This is a genomic window from Rosettibacter firmus (assembly GCF_036860695.1).
Classification (GTDB): Bacteria; Bacteroidota; Ignavibacteria; order Ignavibacteriales; family Melioribacteraceae; genus Rosettibacter; species Rosettibacter firmus.
Genome location: NZ_JAYKGJ010000002.1, coordinates 715,719 through 734,081, shown reverse-complemented (window position 1 = coordinate 734,081; position 18,363 = coordinate 715,719). Strand labels below are relative to the sequence as shown.

The window sequence follows — 18,363 nt, the reverse complement described above, 5'->3', positions numbered from 1 at the left end:
TTTTTTGAGGTTGCTATGAATTTACGTGATAGAATAAATAATGATTTAAAAGAAGCAATGAAAACTGGCGATAAAACTCGCCTCGAAACGATTCGTTCCATAAGAGCACTAATCCTTGAATTCGAAAAAAGTGGTTCTGGCAAAGAACTTACATCTGATGAAGAGATACGAATTCTAACATCTGCTGCAAAAAAAAGGAAAGAAGCAATAGAACAATATCGTAGTGCTAACAGAAACGATCTTGCAGAAAAAGAAGAAACTGAATTAAAAATAATTGAAGAATATTTACCAAAACAACTTACATATGAAGAAATACTGGAAGAAGTAAAAAAAATTGCTGCTGAAATAAATGCTAAAGAAAAAAGTGACTTCCCACGTTTAATGCCTTTAGCTGCAAAAACTCTGAAAGGTAAAGCTGACGGTAAAGTAATAAAAGAGATTGTTGAAAAATTTCTGAGTATCAATTGAATTACGTTGATTATTTAATATTTATTATAATTGCAATAGGTTTTATACTTGGTTTTAAAGATGGATTAATTAGAAAAATTATTGGATTAATTGGATTAATCTTAGCAGTATTTTTATCTTTTGAATATTCCCAAACTTTAGGGAAATATTTAAATCCTATCTTTAATGAAGATGAATATTTTTCAAATATCTTTTCTGGTATACTCATTTTTTTAATTGTAATATTAATTACAACAATTTTAAAACGAATAGTTCATCCCGTAGATAAACTCAATAAATTTCTCAATCAATTTTTAGGTGGTTTAATTGGTATTGTTCAAATTGTATTTTTTTTAAGTGGATTATTAATTGTTTTAGATATTCTTGGTTTTCCTGATGACATAACTAAAAAGGAATCTTTTACATATTCACATGTAGCTAATATTATCCCTAAATCAATTGATTTTTTTATTGGTAAGCAATCAGAAGCTTCAGAAGTAATAAAAAATTTTATTGAAAACAAAGACACAATTAAAACACCACCTATAGATTCATTAATTATAAAATGATTAATTCAGAAGTATTAGAAAAACTCGAATTCCCGAAAGTATTAACTTATATTTCAAAATATTGTATTACAGAGAAGGGAAAGAAGAAAGTTCTATCGCTAATTCCATTAGATGATATTAATAAAATATTAATCGAGGGAGAAAGAGTTAATAAAGCAAAAGAAATTTTAATTCTTAATGATGTCCCCCCAATTGATTATTTGCCAGATTTAACAGAAACATTATATAGAAGTAGAATCGAAGGTGTTATACTTACGTCAAAACAAATTTTAGAGATATTAAAAATTGCTGAGGTATCAAGAAAGTTATATCAATATTTAAAACCCAAAGAAGAAAACTCAGATGTATTAGCTGAAATCAGAAATTCATTATTTGTAGATAAAGTATTTGAACATCAAATAAGTAGAATATTTACTGAAAGTGGAGACATTCGTGATGATGCATCTTCTGAACTAAAATCAATTCGTTTAGAAATAAAAGAAAAGGAATTTCATTTACAAAAATTAGTTAATAAACTTCTCAAACAATTCAGTGAATCTTACCTTGTTCAGGAAGAATACATAACACAAAGAGATGGAAGAATAGTATTACCTGTAAAAGCAGAACATAAACGACATGTAAAAGGTTTTATTCATTCAGAATCATCAACTGGTCAAACTGTTTATATTGAACCCGAAGAAACACTTGAACTAAATAACGAAATTCTCTCACTAAAATTTGCAGAGAAACGTGAAATTGAAAAAATATTAAGAAATCTTACACAAAGAATTGGAGCTCAAAGTAGTGAACTATTAAAAGCACTTGATGCTATTGCTGAATTAGATTCAATTTTTGCAAGAGCAAAATATGCGATAGAAATTATTGGCTCTTTTCCAACTTTTGATGAAAATAAACCATTCCAAATTATTGATGGACGTCATCCATTATTAATAAAAAAGATTGGAATTAATAATACTGTTCCGTTAAACATTAAAATAGATAAAGAAAAAGTTATTGTGATTACTGGTCCAAATGCTGGTGGTAAAACAGTAGCACTTAAAACAACAGGAATACTGGTTTTAATGGCACAATCTGGAATCCCAATTCCTGCAAGTCCAGATTCAAATTTTCATTTTTTTGAAAAAGTTCTTGTAGATATTGGTGATGCACAATCAATTGAAGATGACTTAAGCACTTTTAGTTCTCATTTAAAAAATATAAAGAACATAATTAATTCTACAACAAAAAGAACACTGGTTTTACTTGATGAAATTGGTACAGGTACAGATCCAACTGAAGGAGTTGCTATTGCAATTGGTGTATTAATTACACTTAGGGATAAAGGAGCAATTGTTTTAGCAACTACTCATCATGGACTGCTAAAATTATATGCAAATCAGCTCGAAGATTTTCAGAATGCATCGATGGAATTTGATACAAAAGAACTTAAACCAACTTATGTATTTAATCAGGGCTTACCTGGTTCGAGTTATGCTTTTGAAGTAGCAAATAGAATTGGCTTTGATGATGAATTTATAAAACTTTCAAAAAAATTTTTAGATACAGATAAAATAAAAATTGAGGAATTTCTTATAAGTCTTGAAAAAAAATCACAAGCTTTAAGAGAGCAATTGCATAAACTCGAATTGGAAAATCTGAGATTAAAAAGTTTATCAAATTTATATCAACAAAAAATTGATATGCTTGAAAAACAAAAGAAAGAAATACTGGCAGAAGCAAAAAAAAGAGCTGATGATTTATTGAATAGTATAAACAAAAAAGTTGAAAATGCTATAAAAAATATTCGTGAATCTAATGCAAATAAAGAGGTAATTAAAAAAGAAAAGCAGGAAATAGAAGAAATAAAAAAAGAAGTAAAGAAAGTTTTTGTTTCTAATATTAATAAAGAAATTCCAGCAGAACTAAAAATAGGTGATTATGCTTCTATAAAAGGAACAACTTCTGTAGGAATAATTGAAGAATTGGACAAAGATAAAGATAAAGCTGTTTTAACTATTGGTTCTATCAAAATAAAAGCTAAATATTCTGAACTAATTCCAGCAAAAAAATCTGAAATAGATTATCCCCAAACTAGAAATTTTAAAGTTGATACTAATGAAATAAATTATCGATTAGACATAAGGGGTAAACGTGCTGAAGAAGCAGAATTGGAGATTATTAAATTTCTGGATAATGCAAATATGATTGGATTAGAAAAAGTAGAAATTTTACATGGTAAGGGGACAGGTGCCTTAAAACAACTGGTTAAAAATATCCTTTCAAACTATAGAGGGATTAAAAATTATTATTATGCAAATATAGAATATGGGGGCGATGGTATTACGATTGTTGAATTTCAATAATTATATGTGAAAATTATTTTTTTTGCTTTTGTTTATCATTTAGCTATATTATCAATTGTCTTATAAACAAACATAGAGGAGGAAGTGTGAAAAAAATATTACCACTTTTTTTATTGGTTTTCTTATTATCGTCCAGCCTATTTGCTGGTGGATTTCAACTTAATGAGCATGGGGCACGTGCGATGGCAATGGGTGGAGCATTTACGGGTCTAGCAAATGATCCATCAGCCATATACTTTAATCCAGCTGGTATTACTCAATTAAAAGGAACACAATTTTATTTGGGTTCAACTCTTATAGCTCCTCTTGGTTCTTATACTGTACCTGGAACTACAAAATTAGAATATGAACAAAAAAGTCATGTGTTTACACCAATTAATCTCTATGTTACTCAACAAATTACTGATAAACTCCATGTGGGACTTGGTGTTAATAATCCTTTTGGTTTAGGGACAACATGGCCATCAAATTGGGTGGGAAAATATTTAGCTGTTGATACACAACTTAAATCATTCTTTGTAACTCCTGTAGTTGCATATCAATTATTGGATAATTTATCATTAAGTGTAGGTGGTATATTTGCATGGGCTGATGTTAAAATTAATCGAAAATCACCGTCACCTGTTGGAGGAGATTTTTCACTAACTTTGAAAGGGGATGGAACTGCATTTGGTTTTGTAGCTGGCATTTTATATAAACCTCTTCCAAAATTATCTATTGGTTTAAGCTATAGAAGTGAAGCAAGTTTTGATCTTAGTGGTACTGCAGAAAGTTCTCCTGCTACCTTTAAACATCCACAACTTGGTGATGTACCATTACCAACGGGAGATATTACTGCTCCATTAACAACTCCACAAAATGCAACCTTGGGAATTGCTTATAAAGCTGATGATAATGTTACATGGACTGCGGATTTTCAATATATAGACTGGTCAAGTTATGATAAACTCGAAGTTACATTCAAAAATTATGATTTGGACTTAAATCCTGTTAATGGAGTTCAAAATGTTTCTTCGGTTCCAAGAAACTATAAAAATACATTTATTGTTAGAACAGGTTTTGAATATGATGTTACATCTGCATTTAAATTAAGAGGTGGAATTTTCTACGATAGAAATCCAGTTCCCACAGAATATGTTGAACCAACTCTTCCAGATGCAGATAGAATAGGATTAAATATAGGTTATGGAGCAAAATTGACTGAAAACTTAAATCTGGATATTTCTTATTTGTTACTGCTTTTTTCTAATAGAGATGTATCAAATTCAAAGTTTGGTTTTAATGGTAAATACTCAAATACAGCGCATCTATTTGGTGTAAATTTACATTATACATTATAAGAATTAATGCTTAAGCTTAAAACTCTGTATCTCTTTTTCTAGAGATACAGAGTTATATTTATATTTGATATGCATAAATAGAATTATAAAATCCTTATAAATTACTTTTAATCAATCTATTTTTTACTGTAAAAAATTAAAAATAATTTAAATAGCTGATATTGGTTATTTCATTGATTAATAATAAATTTATTACATAAGGTGAAATAAATAAAGGAGAAGTAAATTGGCATTCTCATTAAACAAAGTAATGCTAATTGGAAATCTTGGAGCAGATGCTGAAACAAGATTTACTACAAATAATGTAGCTGTAACAACATTCCCATTGGCAACATCAAGAAGTTACAAGAATCAAAATAACGAATGGGTAAATGAAACAACTTGGCATACAATTGTGTGTTTCAATTTATCTGATTTTTATAAAGAAGCACTAAAGAAAGGGAAAAAATTTTATATTGAAGGAAGAATAAGTAAAAGAGAATATCAGGCGAAAGAGGATAATTCAAAAAGATATGTGACTGAAATAATTGCCGAGCAAATAATTCCACTTGACACAAAAGGGAATGCAGAAAATATAATTGATAATGATGTAGAAAAACCTGTTGAAAAAGAAATTAGAAATAATGACATTTCTGGATTAGAAGCTAATTCAGGATCAGAAGAAGGTGATTTACCTTTTTAATTGTTCTGTTTAATAACATAGGATAGTTTATAATTTGGATTTTGATTCGATAATACGTGTAATAGTATTGATTTTATGTTTAATATTATCTGCCTTTTTCTCAGGCTCCGAAGTTGCTCTTTTTTCTATCGACAAAAAAAGAGTACAGGAAATTAAAAAGGAGCACAAGCTTATTGGAGGGTATATTAATCTTTTAATTGAAAACCCCCGCAGATTACTTGTTACTATTTTATTAGGGAATACTATAGTTAATTCTGCGGCTTCTATTATATCTGTTTTAATGGCTATCGATATTGCAAATTCGTATAATATTTCAAAAGAAATTACATTAAGTATCCAGATTGTTTTACTTACAATACTTATACTTATCATTGGTGAAATAACTCCCAAAACGTGGGCAAATAAATATCCAGTTCAATTTGCAAAAATGGTTTCTATTCCACTTTACTGGATAAGTATAATATTTTTTCCTGTGGCAAAAATACTTTCAGATGCTTTAAAAGTTGGCATATCAAAGCTTAATTCGAATAAATTAAAAACAGCATTACATAGTAGCGAAATTAGTGAACTTGCAGATTTAAGTCTGGAAAAAGGTACAATTGAGCAGGACGAACAGGAATTAATTCAAAGTATTGTATCATTTAGAAGTGTTACCGTAAGAGAAATAATGACTCCTCGTGTGGATATTATTGCAGTACCTTTAACAGCATCGTTTGAAGAACTGATGAAAACAATTACAGAATCTGGACATAGTAGAATACCTCTTTATGGTAAGAGTCTTGATGATATCAGGGGAATAATTTATGCTAAAGATTTATTGCCTTATTTGAAAAATCCAGAATTAAGAAAAACTTTATCACTACAAAAAATAGCTCGAGAAGCTCTTTTTGTTCCAGAGACAAAACATATTAATGAACTCTTGCACGATTTTCAGGAAAAGAAACTTCATTTAGGTATTGTTGTTGATGAATACGGTGGTACCTCAGGTTTAATATCACTTGAAGATATACTTGAAGAAATTGTTGGCGATATTCGTGATGAATATGATAAAGAAGAATCAAAAATAATTAAACTCTCTGATAATGAATATTTGTTAAGCGGAAAATTATCTATTGATGAATTAAATGACTTATTAAATGATAATTTCTCATCTGATGCTAAAGATTATGATACTGTCGGTGGATTTATATTGAATCAAACTGGAATTATTCCTACACAGGGTTTTCATTTTGTTTATAATAACTATAAATTTACTGTTAAAGAAATCGCGAATAAAAGAATTAGAAAAGTACTTGTAGAAAAACTTTTACAGTCAAATAAAAATAATACATGAAAAAAGGCTGCTTTTTTGTAACCATATTTTTATTGACTATTTTAATTGCTGCTGGAATATATTTATACAGAAAATATAGCTATAAGTTAGAAGATTTTGGTAAAGAAAAAATAATGGAAATAACATTAAATAAATTAAATGAGAAATTAGAAAAATTAGAGAAAAATAATTATCGTGATTCTTTGAAATATGTTGTTAATAAAAAGGTACATGAACTAAAAAATCAAAAATTCGATATAGCAATGTATCAATTTCAAAATATGATTGATTTTATTAAAATTATTATTGAAGATGGCAAAATAGATTCTCTTGAATTTTATAACCTAAAAAAAATTGCAAGTAAAAATGAGAGATCAAAAAAAGACAGAAATTAAAGTAGGTATTACAGTTTTTATCGGGTTGATAATACTTTTCTGGATTTATAGCTGGGCAAAAAATATTACTTTAGGTGCAGATAGAAAAATAATAACAGTAGAATTTAATTCTGTTGCTGGTCTTGAAATTGGAGATCCTGTTACTGTAAATGGTGTAAAAAAAGGTTATGTAGATGATATTAAAATTTCTGATTCAAAAGTTAGAGTAACTTTAAATCTTGATTCAGATACTGAACTTAAAGATGATTCAAAATTTTATGTTATGATGCTCGATTTAATGGGGGGCAAAAAAATTGAAATCAATCCTGGTAGTTCCGAAAATGTTCTTAATTATAGTAAAATTCAAAAAGGAGAATTTTTAGGTGATATATCAACTGCTATGGCAGTGTTAGGAACTGTAGAATATGATCTTGTAGATGTAATAAAAGAAATTAAAATTACTTTATCATCTTTGAATAAAACACTAACAGATTCAGAATTTAGTGGTGAACTAAAAAATTCTGTAATACAGCTTAATAAGTTAACAAATAATCTTAATGAATTAATCAATAATAACAACGAAAAATTTAAAGAATTATTAAATGAAAGTACTGAACTCACAAAGTCTGTAAATAATTTTATAGTAATAAACAAAGATTCACTATCCGCAACAATTAACTTATTAAAGCAAACATTAGACAAATCACAAAAATTAGTTTCAAGTGTTGATGAATTTCTGGATAAAACTAATAAATCAGAAAACAATTTAGGTAGAGCATTAAACGACAAAGAAATTATTGATGATCTAAAAGTATCCATTAAACAACTTAAGGACTTAACTCAATTACTTTTAGAACAATTGAAATCAAAGGGTATTAAGGTTGATGCAAAAATAGATTTATTTTAATTGGTAGTTAGATAATGATACTGGGAATTGGGATAGATATAATTGAAATAGAAAGAATTAAAAAAAGTGTAGAACAATACGGCGATAACTTTCTAAATAGAATATTTACAAAAACTGAACTTGAGTATTCATTAAATAAAAAAAATAAATTTCAACATTTAGCAGCTCGATTCGCTGCAAAAGAAGCTATTACGAAAGCAATTTCTTCCCATCATAAATCTTTTGGCTGGAAGGATATTGAAATTGTCAATTTAGTTAATGGTATGCCAACTGTTAATCTTCTTGGTAAATTGAAAGATTTCCTGGGCAACGATAAAATAATTCATATTTCCATGAGTCATTCTGATCATTATGTTACCTGTGTTGCAATCTTATCATTAAAAACCTGATAATGAAATCTTAACAAATTTCATTAAATTATCTTGACTTCTTTATAAACTATTTTTGATTTGTGTTTGTTTAATCATCAAAAAAAGAAAGGGTTGAATTTGAACGAAAGAAGAGTCATAGTGGCAATGAGTGGAGGCGTTGATTCATCGGTAGCTGCTGCTTTACTAAAAAAACAGGGCTTTGATGTTATTGGAGTAACATTAAAGACATGGGGCTTTATGGAAGTGGGTGGAGCTCCAAAATTTGAATCTGGTTGTTGTTCCCTTGATGCAATATTTGATGCTAAAAATGTTGCAAATGTACTTGGCATTCCCCATTATACTTTAGACTTTACTAAAGCATTTGAAGATGCAGTTATCGACAACTTTGTTGAAGAGTATCTATCCGGGCGTACACCCAATCCATGTGTAATTTGTAATAGAAAAATAAAATGGGAAGAACTACTCAAAAAAGCAGATTCGTTAGATGCTAAGTATGTGGCTACTGGACATTATGCAATTCTTGATTATGATGAAATTAATAATCGATATAGATTAAAACATTCAGATGATAATCCTAAAGATCAAACTTATGCACTTTGGGGATTAACTCAAACAAGTTTGAGTAGAACTATTTTTCCCCTTGGAAATATGAAGAAAGATGAAGTAAGAAAGATTGCTGAAGAATTGGGATTAAAAACAGCTAAAAAGCCAGATAGTCAGGAAATTTGCTTTGTCGCAGATAATAATTACGAAAGATTCTTACGCGAAAGAGTTCCGGATATTATTAATAATATTTCATCAGGTGATATTATATACCACGGTAAAATTATTGGAAAGCATAAAGGTTTTCCTTTTTATACAATTGGACAAAGAAGGGGATTGGGAGTTGCTTTAGGAAAGCCTGTATTTGTTAAAAATATTGATGCAGAACAGAATATAATTGAAATTGGTGATAAAGAAGAGATACTCGAAAAGGATGTTATTGCAAATGATATTAATTATGTTAGTAGAACTGAATTAAAAGCAGGCGAAATAGTCTTTGGAAAAATTAGATATTCTGACAAAGCTACTCCTGCAGAAGTAATTTATGCTGATGATAAAAAAATTCATATCAGATTTATAAAACCTAAAAATGCAATTACGCCGGGACAATCATTAGTATTATATGATGAAGATAATTATTTACTGGCCGGAGGTATTATAGCAAGGAAATAGTTTTTTCTCTTTCATTATTTATTTTACTTTACGATATTTGTTATATATAAAAAGGAAATTATCATTAATTTCACGAAAAATAAAATTGGAGGAAAGTCTTCGAACGGAAATTTAATTCAAATGGTTCACTCAATGCCAGAGTATTGCTACTTAATCAAAGTTACGAGCCTTTAACATTATGTAATGTAAAAAAGGCAATTGTTTTAATTCTTTTAGGGAAAGCCGAATTAATAGCCGATAATCATCAAAAAAAAATTCATACGGTCTCAAAGACATTCCCATGGCCTAGTGTTATTAAATTGAATGATTTTGTTAAAGTCCCTTATAAAAAAATAATTCTAACAAGAAAAAATATATTAAAGCGTGATGGATACAAATGTGCCTATTGTGGAAGAGGGGATTTACCTTTAACTATTGATCATGTAATCCCGAAATCGAAAGGTGGCGATGATAGCTGGGAAAATCTTGTTGCAGCATGCCTTCCTTGCAATAATAAAAAAGGAGATAGAACACCGGAAGAAGCCGGAATGAAACTCCGTATTAAACCATATGCTCCCAACCATGTAATGTTTATTAAAGCTTCTGTTGGTAAAATAGAAGAAACCTGGAAACCTTATCTCTTTCAATAAGCATTAGTAAAAATTTTTTCATTATTTTTGTAACCACATTAATTAAATTATTCCATAATCGTATGAATAAAAAAAGAATTTTAAGTGGAATGAGACCTACTGGAAAACTTCATATTGGTCATTATGTAGGTGCTCTTGAAAATTGGATTAAGTTACAAAATGAATATGATAGTTATCATTTAATTGCAGATTATCATGTTCTAACTACAAATTTGTCAACAGACGATATTTATAATAATACAATAGAAATGGTAATTGATTGGTTAGCTTGCGGTTTGGATCCAGACAAATCTCCTTTTTTCAGACAATCTCAAATTAAAGAACATACTGAGCTGTTCCTTATTTTTTCGATGTTGATTACTAAAGCAAGACTTGAGAGAAATCCTACATTAAAAGAACAGGTACGAGATCTAAATATTGAAAATATAATTTATGGCCATTTAGGTTATCCTGTACTTCAAGCTGCAGATATTTTATTATATAAAGGAGAAGCAGTTCCAGTTGGAGAAGATCAGGTTCCTCATGTTGAAATAACAAGAGAAATTGCGAGAAGATTTAATAACCAATATGGCAAAGTTTTTCCTGAACCAGAAGCACTTCTTACAAATTTTGCAAGACTTCCTGGACTTGATGGCAATGCAAAGATGAGTAAATCTTTAGGAAATACTATTTTACTTTCTGATGAACCGGAAATTGTAAATCAAAAATTACGTAAAGCTGTTACAGATCCACAAAAAATTAGAAAAAACGATCCTGGTAGACCAGAAATATGTCTTGTATTTACATATCATAAAAAATTTAATCCTGAAGAAGTAAACGAGATTGAAAAAAATTGCAGAAGTGGAGCTCTTGGTTGTGTTGAATGTAAAGCTAAATGTGCTTCAAAAATAAATTCGTTCTTACAACCAATTATTGAGAAAAGAAAATATTACGAAAATAACTTGGATATAGTAAAAGAAGTTTTGATTGAAGGAGAAAAAAAAGCAAAAGCTGTTGCAACTGCAACAATGGAAGAAGTTCGTTCAAAAATGAAACTTGGATAAAGTGTACAAAATTAAACTTTCACAATTCGAAGGTCCGCTTGATCTTCTCTTATTTTTTATAAAGAGAGACGAGCTAAATATTTATGATATTCCAATATCCAAGATAACTAAGGATTTTATGGAATATCTTCGTATGCTTGAACAGTTAGACCTGGAAATTGCTGGCGATTTTATTTTAATGGCTGCTACACTAATGCAAATAAAAGTGAAAATGTTGCTTCCAAAAGAAATAGATGAAAAAGGAGAAGAGATTGACCCGCGTGCAGATCTTGTAAAAGCATTACTTGAATATAAAAGATATAAAGAAATGTCAGAAGAACTCAGTTATATGGAAGCTAATATGAGAAATTATAATTTCAGAGGGAATTTTAATTATGATTACAAAGAAGCTGTTACTAATTACGAAACTTTGTTGAAAAATATTACTATTTATGACCTGATGAAAGCTTTTAAGAAAATACTCCTGCAAAATGTTGAACAACCTGTTCATCAAATACAAAAATGGAATGTGACTATTGATGAACAGATGGTTTATATTTCTAATAAATTGAAAGAAAAATCTCAGATATCATTTGTTGAGATTTTAAAAGAATTAAGAAATAAAATTAGAATCATAGTAACATTTATTGCAATGCTTGAAATGGTAAAATCTGGCCAAATCGGATTAAGAGAATCACCAAGTTTTAATGATTTTATAATTTATAGATTGAACAATGGATAACACATATATATCTGTTATAGAAGCTCTAATTTTTGCAGCTGATGATCCCTTACCCTCAAAGGAAATTATCAATGCAATTAAAGAAATTGATGGGCCTGATATTGAGATAACTGAAGAAGATATTGAAAAAACTGTTGATGATCTTAACGAAAAATATAAACAAAATGGTAATGCTTTTGTTATTCTAAAAATTGCTAATGGATATATTTATGCAACAAGACCAGAGCATGCAAAATATGTGGGCTATTTATCTACCGAAAAAAGTAAAAGAAGATTAAGCCAGGCAGCACTTGAAACATTAGCTATAATTGCTTATAAACAACCCATAACTAAACCAGAGATTGAGCTGATTAGAGGAGTTAATTCAGATTATACACTTAATACATTACTTGAAAAAAATTTAATCACAATTCAAGGACGAGCAGATACCATAGGAAGACCACTGCTTTATGTTACAACAGATGAATTTCTAAAATATTTTGGTTTAAGAAATATTTCTGATTTACCAAAACCGAGAGAAATAGAAGAAATAATGAAAGATGAAGATTTTCAGGAACAAAAAAGAAGAATTATGATGAATGAAGTAGAAGAAAACTTAGAAGAAGAAACAAATTCCGAAAATGAAAGTGATGTAGATAATGAAAGTCCGTTTGAATAAATTTATTGCTGAATGTGGTATAACTTCGAGAAGAAAAGCAGAAAATTTTATTCTCGAGGGTAGAGTTGCTGTTAATGGAGTAACTATAACACAACTTTCATATTTAGTTGATCCAGATAAAGATATTGTTACACTTGATGGCGAAAAATTAAAAGCCGAAAAAAAAGTATATTTTTTATTAAATAAACCTAAAGGTTATATAACTACAACTAGCGATGAAAAAAATAGAAAAAAAGTTACAGATTTAATAAAAACAAATTATAAAATTTTTCCAGTTGGTCGACTCGATTACGATACAACTGGAGTTTTAATTCTTACTAATGATGGTGAATTTGCAAACTTTTTAACTCATCCAAGTAATCAAATCCCGCGTGAGTATAATGTGCTGCTAAATAGAGATTTAGAAATGAAAGATAAAGAGAAACTTCTTAAAGGAATAACTCTTGATAAAAGAAAAAGTAAATTCGAAGAAATTAATTTTATCAAAAAGGGAAATTTTAAAAGAATATCTGTTGTAACTGTTGAAGGAAGAAATCGATTTGTAAAAAGAATGTTTGAAGTACTGGGATACAGAGTTGAAAGTCTTGAAAGAATACGCTTTGGACCTTTTACAATTAAAAATTTACCAGAAGGTTATTATAGAAAATTAAGTTATACAGAAATTCAGGAAGTTTATAAAACCTATGGGAAATAAATTAATACTTCTTTTATTGATAGCAACAAATACATTTGCACAGCTGGATACTCTGGAAAAAAAGTCTAAAATAGATTATTATACACTCAATGAACTTAGAGAACAACTTGAAGATTCATTTAATGATCCAGCTTTATCTAATGCATTTTGTGGTGCTTTTGTACGTTCATTAAAAACTGGTGAGGTAATTTATAAAAAGAACGCAGATAAACTTTTTATACCTGCATCAAATATTAAATTATTTACTACTGTAGCTGCACTTATCTTACTGGGTCCAGATTATGTATATGAAACAAATTTATTTGCTAATGGAACTATAAAAAATGGTGTGCTCCAGGGTGATTTAATTATTCAAGGTACTGGAGATCCAACCATCTCAAATCGTTATTATCCTGGAAGTGAAGTGAAAATTTTTGAAGATTGGGCTGATAGTTTATTAGCTAAAGGAATTCTAAAAATTGATGGAGATATTATTGGAGATGACTCTGGTTTTGAAAATGGTGGTCTCGGAAAAGGTTGGTTAATTGATAATGAATCTTATTGGTTTTCAGCTCCATCGGGAGCTTTATGTTTTAATGACAATAGCATAGAAATTATAGTAAAACCTGGGCAACAAAATTTTCCTGCATCAGTAGAATTAAATCCAAATACACAGTATGTAAACATTATTGGTGGAGTTATTACAGTCGACAATTCTGAAGAACAGTTAATAAAATGCAATAGATTAAGAGGTACTAATTTAATTAGCGTTACAGGAAAAATTAAAAAGAATTCTAAACCAATCATTGAAAATATTTCAATATCTAATCCAACAATGTACTTTCTTACTGTATTCAAAGAAGTTCTCGAAAGGAAGGGAATTATTGTTACAGGTAAACTTACAAGTATTGGTAATTCTGAAAGAATGATTATATACCAGAATTTGATACCATTGCTTACTCATCAATCAGTACCACTAAAAACAATTATTAAAGAATTGAATAAAAACAGCAATAATTTTTATGCAGAACAAATATTGAAAACAATTGGTTATGAAATTTATGGTTATGGTACAACCGAAAATGGAATTAAAGCAAGTAAAGATTTATTTAAACAAATTGGCATCGATCCAGATAACCTGGTTATGGTTGATGGTTCTGGATTATCTCAGTTGAATCTAATAACACCACGTCAGGTTGTAAATCTCTTAAGTTATATTTATAAATCTAATATTTTTAACTATATATATGATTCTTTGCCAATTGCAGGAGTGGATGGTACTTTGTCTCAAAGAATGAATAAAACAACTTGTGAAAATAATGTGCGAGCTAAACCAGGATTTAATCTCAATAGTTCAGCATTATCTGGTTATGTTAAAACAATATCAGGCGAATTGCTTGCATTTTCTATTATGATTAATAATTTTCTCGCCCCGCCAAGTTTAATAAATTATATTCAAGATAACATTTGTAATAAATTATCAAATTTCGTAAGAAATTAAACGGAGGTAATTTGGAAAATTTCAACTTCGAACAGGATTATAATACTCTAATTAAAAGACGTTACGAAGAATTAAATGAACTCATCTCAAAAGGTATTTTACCTTATGCATATAGTTATGATGTTAATAATTATTCAATGAATATTAAAAATAATTATGAACTTTATGAAGGCAAAGATGTTCGAATAGCTGGTAGAATAATGACTTTGCGAAGAATGGGTAAAGCTACATTTGCTCATATTCAGGATAACGAAGGAAGAATTCAGATTTATTTAAAACGAGACGATCTGGGAGATAATTACGATATTTTTAAACTCCTTGATATTGGTGATATCATAGGTGTTGAAGGTTTTGTATTTAAAACTAAAACTGGTGAAATTTCTGTTCATTGTAAATCATATCAGTTACTTGCCAAATCATTAAGACCAATTCCAATTGCTAAAGAAGTAATTGATGAAAATGGAAATAAAATAATCTATGATCAATTTGCAGATAAAGAATTAAGATATCGCCAGAGATATGTGGATTTAATTGTAAATCCAGATGTTAAAAATGTTTTTATTACACGAGCAAAAATTATCACAGAAATAAGAAAATATCTCGATAACAATAAACTTCTCGAAGTTGAAACTCCTGTACTTCAGCCTTTATATGGTGGTGCAACTGCAAGACCATTCATCACACATCATAATGCTCTTGATATTGATCTTTATTTAAGAATTGCCGATGAATTATATCTTAAAAGACTAATTGTTGGAGGCTTTGATGGTGTTTATGAAATATCAAAAGATTTTAGAAACGAAGGAATGGACAAAACACATAATCCTGAATTTACTATGCTTGAATTATATGTGGCTTATAAAGATTATTTCTGGATGATGGAATTTGTTGAAAATATGATTTCTACAATTTGTAAAAATGTCTTTGGAAAAACAGAATTCGAAATAGAAGGTCAAATTATTAATTTTAATCCACCGTGGAAAAGAATATCTATGGTTGATGAACTAAAAAAATATACAGGAATTGATGTACTTACTGCAACATCTGAAGATTTAATCAAAGAATTAAAAAGTAGAGGTATAGAAATTAAAGGTGGTGAAAGTAAAGGTAAATTAATAGATGAATTATTTGAAATAACAGTACAATCAGATTTAATTCAACCAACTTTTGTTATGGATTATCCTATCGAACTTTCACCACTTGCAAAAAAACATAGAAGTAAAGAAGGATTGGTTGAAAGATTTGAAGGATTTGTACTTGGACGAGAAATTTGTAATGCATTCAGTGAATTAAATGATCCTATTGACCAAAGAAGAAGATTTGAAGAACAGGCAAAAATGAGAGAAGCTGGTGACGAAGAAGCTCATCAAATTGATGAAGATTTTATAAGAGCACTTGAATATGGAATGCCTCCAACTGCAGGCTTGGGAATTGGCATAGATAGACTTGTTATGCTACTTACAAATCAACCTTCAATAAGAGATGTAATTCTTTTCCCTCAAATGAAACCAGAAAAATGAACAAATGAAAAATAGAATAACTAAATACATTCCAGTTGTAATTATTACTTTATTGTTAGGAATTTATATTGGCTTGCAATTAAATAGATATATGTTGAGCTATAGAAATCCTCAAATAAGTAAATTCGAAAGGATTCTGAAATACACAGAAAACTTTTATATAGATACGCTTAAAAGAGAAAAACTGATTGAAGATGCAATTGAAGGAATGTTTAGCAATTTAGATCCTCATACTGTTTATATTCCACCTGAAGAACAATTAACCGAAGAAGAAGCATTTAGAGGTAATTTCGAAGGTGTTGGAATTGAGTTTCAAATAATTAAAGATACTGTAGTAGTTGTTTCTCCCATTACTGGTGGACCAAGTGAAGCAGTTGGAATTTTATCAGGAGATAGAATTATTAAGATTAATGGTAAAAGTTGCATAGGATATTCGAATGAGCAAATTATTAAGTTATTACGAGGCAAAAAAGGAACAAAAGTAGAAGTTACAATATATCGTCCATCAATTAATAAACTAATTAATTTTAATATTGTTCGAGATACTATTAATATTTATTCTGTCAATGCATATCTAATCTATAATAATGATATTGGATATATAAGCCTCAATCGTTTTTCTGAAACATCATTTGATGAAATGCTGGATGCTTTGAAAAAGTTAACTTCTGAAGGTATGAAAAAACTTGTACTCGATTTAAGAAATAATCCTGGTGGTTACCTCGAGCAAGCACATAAAATAGCAGATTTATTCATAGATGATAGAAAACTTATTGTTTATACAAAAGGAAGAATAAAAGAATTCAATGAAGAATTTCGAGCAGAAAAAGAATATCCTTATGAAAAAATTCCTCTTATTATTCTTGTAAATAAAGGTTCTGCTTCGGCAAGTGAAATTATTGCTGGTGCAATTCAGGATTGGGATAGAGGTTTAATAGTGGGAGAAAGAACTTTTGGTAAAGGATTGGTTCAACGACAGATTTTACTTCCAGATAAATCAGCTGTTAGAATTACAATAGCAAAATATTATACACCTTCTGGAAGAGTAATTCAAAGAAATTATTCAGATAAAAAAAATTATTATAAACAATTATACCAGCTTGACGAATCTGATTCGAATAATCTCAATCATAAAATTGAAGAAAATTCCAGTAAAGAAGTGTATAAAACAAGAATTGGTCGAAAAGTTTTTGGTGGAAATGGAATTACACCTGATTACATAGTAGAACCAGTAAGAGATTCTGAATTTTCTATTGAATTAAGGAAAAATAATGTTTATTATTTGTTTGTAAGAGATTATATGGATAAGAATGGTGAGAAGCTAAGAAATAAATATAAAAATGATTTAAATAAATTTATAAGAGAATTTAATTTTTCAGAATATGACTTACATAATTTCTTGAATTTTATAAAAAAGCAAAAAATAAAATTCTCACTTAAAGATTTTGAAAAAGATAAAGAATTAAATAAAGTTAGATTAAAAGCTTTTGTTGCAAGAGATCTTTTTAAGAATAAAGGATGGTATGCAGTAATGCTTCAATTTGATAGACAGTTTCAAAAAGCTATTCAACATTTTCCAGATGCAATAAAATTTCTTCAAATAAATACAGGAAATAATTGATTAAGAATTTATTTGTATATAACCAGAAGGGAATTAGTATAAACAAAAAGTCAATTCATAAATTAATACATTACTTGAAGCAGGAATTAAATTTTGTTATTAATAATCTGGAAATAAATTTTGTTAATCCCGAAACTATTTTAGAAATAAATAAAAATTATTTGAACCACAACTATTATACCGATGTTATTGCATTTAATTATTCAGAAGAAAATAATAATTTAGATGGAGAGATATTTATTTGTAATGAAATTGCAAAAGAAAATTCTAAAATTTATAGAGTAAATTACGAAGATGAATTAAAAAGACTGGTCATTCACGGTATTTTACATTTAATTGGTTATAACGATAAAATTCCAGCAGAAAGAAAAAAAATGAAACTGAAAGAAGATTCGCTTGTTAAAAAGACAAAAAAATTGGGAGATATATTAAAATAAT

Annotated in this window: 19 protein-coding genes; all 19 read left to right on the top strand. The window is 28.6% G+C overall.

Annotation, left to right across the window (positions count from 1 at the left end):
• Positions 1–15 precede the first annotated feature (15 nt).
• Positions 16–468 (top strand): GatB/YqeY domain-containing protein, encoded by a 453-nt coding sequence (locus VJY38_RS10060; RefSeq protein WP_353680564.1) that lies wholly within the window; start codon positions 16–18, stop codon positions 466–468.
• Entirely contained in the window at positions 465–1,016 is a 552-nt protein-coding gene (locus VJY38_RS10055; protein WP_353680563.1) for a CvpA family protein, read from the top strand. The genes VJY38_RS10060 and VJY38_RS10055 overlap by 4 nt, the downstream gene beginning before the upstream one ends.
• Positions 1,013–3,358, top strand: a complete 2,346-nt coding sequence (locus VJY38_RS10050) for an endonuclease MutS2 (RefSeq protein WP_353680562.1) — start codon at positions 1,013–1,015, stop codon at positions 3,356–3,358. The genes VJY38_RS10055 and VJY38_RS10050 overlap by 4 nt, the downstream gene beginning before the upstream one ends.
• 86 nt (positions 3,359–3,444) lie before the next feature.
• Positions 3,445–4,698, top strand: coding sequence for an OmpP1/FadL family transporter (locus VJY38_RS10045; RefSeq protein ID WP_353680561.1), 1,254 nt, complete (start codon positions 3,445–3,447; stop codon positions 4,696–4,698).
• Between the two features lie 226 nt (positions 4,699–4,924).
• Entirely contained in the window at positions 4,925–5,380 is a 456-nt protein-coding gene (locus VJY38_RS10040) for a single-stranded DNA-binding protein (protein WP_353680560.1), read from the top strand.
• Positions 5,381–5,414: 34 nt separating this feature from the next.
• The gene (locus VJY38_RS10035; RefSeq protein ID WP_353680559.1) at positions 5,415–6,713 is read left to right on the top strand and encodes a hemolysin family protein; all 1,299 of its coding nucleotides are present in this window, start codon (positions 5,415–5,417) and stop codon (positions 6,711–6,713) included.
• On the top strand, positions 6,710–7,087 hold the full coding sequence (locus VJY38_RS10030) for a hypothetical protein (protein WP_353680558.1): 378 nt from the start codon (positions 6,710–6,712) through the stop codon (positions 7,085–7,087). The genes VJY38_RS10035 and VJY38_RS10030 overlap by 4 nt, the downstream gene beginning before the upstream one ends.
• Positions 7,059–7,973 carry an MlaD family protein gene (locus VJY38_RS10025; protein ID WP_353680557.1) on the top strand — a complete coding sequence of 305 codons (915 nt, stop codon included), beginning with the start codon at positions 7,059–7,061 and terminating at the stop codon, positions 7,971–7,973. The genes VJY38_RS10030 and VJY38_RS10025 overlap by 29 nt, the downstream gene beginning before the upstream one ends.
• A 14-nt stretch (positions 7,974–7,987) precedes the next feature.
• Entirely contained in the window at positions 7,988–8,362 is a 375-nt protein-coding gene (gene acpS / locus VJY38_RS10020) for a holo-ACP synthase (RefSeq protein WP_353680556.1), read from the top strand.
• A 99-nt stretch (positions 8,363–8,461) separates the two neighbouring features.
• Positions 8,462–9,559: a tRNA 2-thiouridine(34) synthase MnmA gene (mnmA, locus tag VJY38_RS10015; protein ID WP_353680555.1), complete on the top strand. Its 1,098-nt coding sequence runs from the start codon at positions 8,462–8,464 to the stop codon at positions 9,557–9,559.
• A 143-nt stretch (positions 9,560–9,702) separates the two neighbouring features.
• Positions 9,703–10,188, top strand: a complete 486-nt coding sequence (locus VJY38_RS10010; protein WP_353680554.1) for an HNH endonuclease — start codon at positions 9,703–9,705, stop codon at positions 10,186–10,188.
• Between the two features lie 62 nt (positions 10,189–10,250).
• Positions 10,251–11,231: a tryptophan--tRNA ligase gene (gene trpS / locus VJY38_RS10005; RefSeq protein WP_353680553.1), complete on the top strand. Its 981-nt coding sequence runs from the start codon at positions 10,251–10,253 to the stop codon at positions 11,229–11,231.
• 1 nt (position 11,232) lies between these two features.
• Positions 11,233–11,952, top strand: coding sequence for a segregation and condensation protein A (locus VJY38_RS10000; protein WP_353680630.1), 720 nt, complete (start codon positions 11,233–11,235; stop codon positions 11,950–11,952).
• Positions 11,945–12,610 (top strand): SMC-Scp complex subunit ScpB, encoded by a 666-nt coding sequence (scpB, locus tag VJY38_RS09995; RefSeq protein ID WP_353680552.1) that lies wholly within the window; start codon positions 11,945–11,947, stop codon positions 12,608–12,610. The genes VJY38_RS10000 and scpB overlap by 8 nt, the downstream gene beginning before the upstream one ends.
• Positions 12,591–13,304 (top strand): pseudouridine synthase, encoded by a 714-nt coding sequence (locus VJY38_RS09990; RefSeq protein WP_353680551.1) that lies wholly within the window; start codon positions 12,591–12,593, stop codon positions 13,302–13,304. Before scpB ends, VJY38_RS09990 begins: the two co-directional genes overlap by 20 nt.
• Positions 13,294–14,784, top strand: a complete 1,491-nt coding sequence (gene dacB, locus VJY38_RS09985; protein ID WP_353680550.1) for a D-alanyl-D-alanine carboxypeptidase/D-alanyl-D-alanine endopeptidase — start codon at positions 13,294–13,296, stop codon at positions 14,782–14,784. Before VJY38_RS09990 ends, dacB begins: the two co-directional genes overlap by 11 nt.
• A gap of 11 nt (positions 14,785–14,795) precedes the next feature.
• On the top strand, positions 14,796–16,304 hold the full coding sequence (gene lysS, locus VJY38_RS09980; RefSeq protein ID WP_353680549.1) for a lysine--tRNA ligase: 1,509 nt from the start codon (positions 14,796–14,798) through the stop codon (positions 16,302–16,304).
• Positions 16,305–16,308: 4 nt separating this feature from the next.
• Positions 16,309–17,925: a S41 family peptidase gene (locus tag VJY38_RS09975; protein ID WP_353680548.1), complete on the top strand. Its 1,617-nt coding sequence runs from the start codon at positions 16,309–16,311 to the stop codon at positions 17,923–17,925.
• Positions 17,922–18,362: an rRNA maturation RNase YbeY gene (gene ybeY, locus VJY38_RS09970; protein WP_353680547.1), complete on the top strand. Its 441-nt coding sequence runs from the start codon at positions 17,922–17,924 to the stop codon at positions 18,360–18,362. Before VJY38_RS09975 ends, ybeY begins: the two co-directional genes overlap by 4 nt.
• Position 18,363 lies beyond the last annotated feature (1 nt).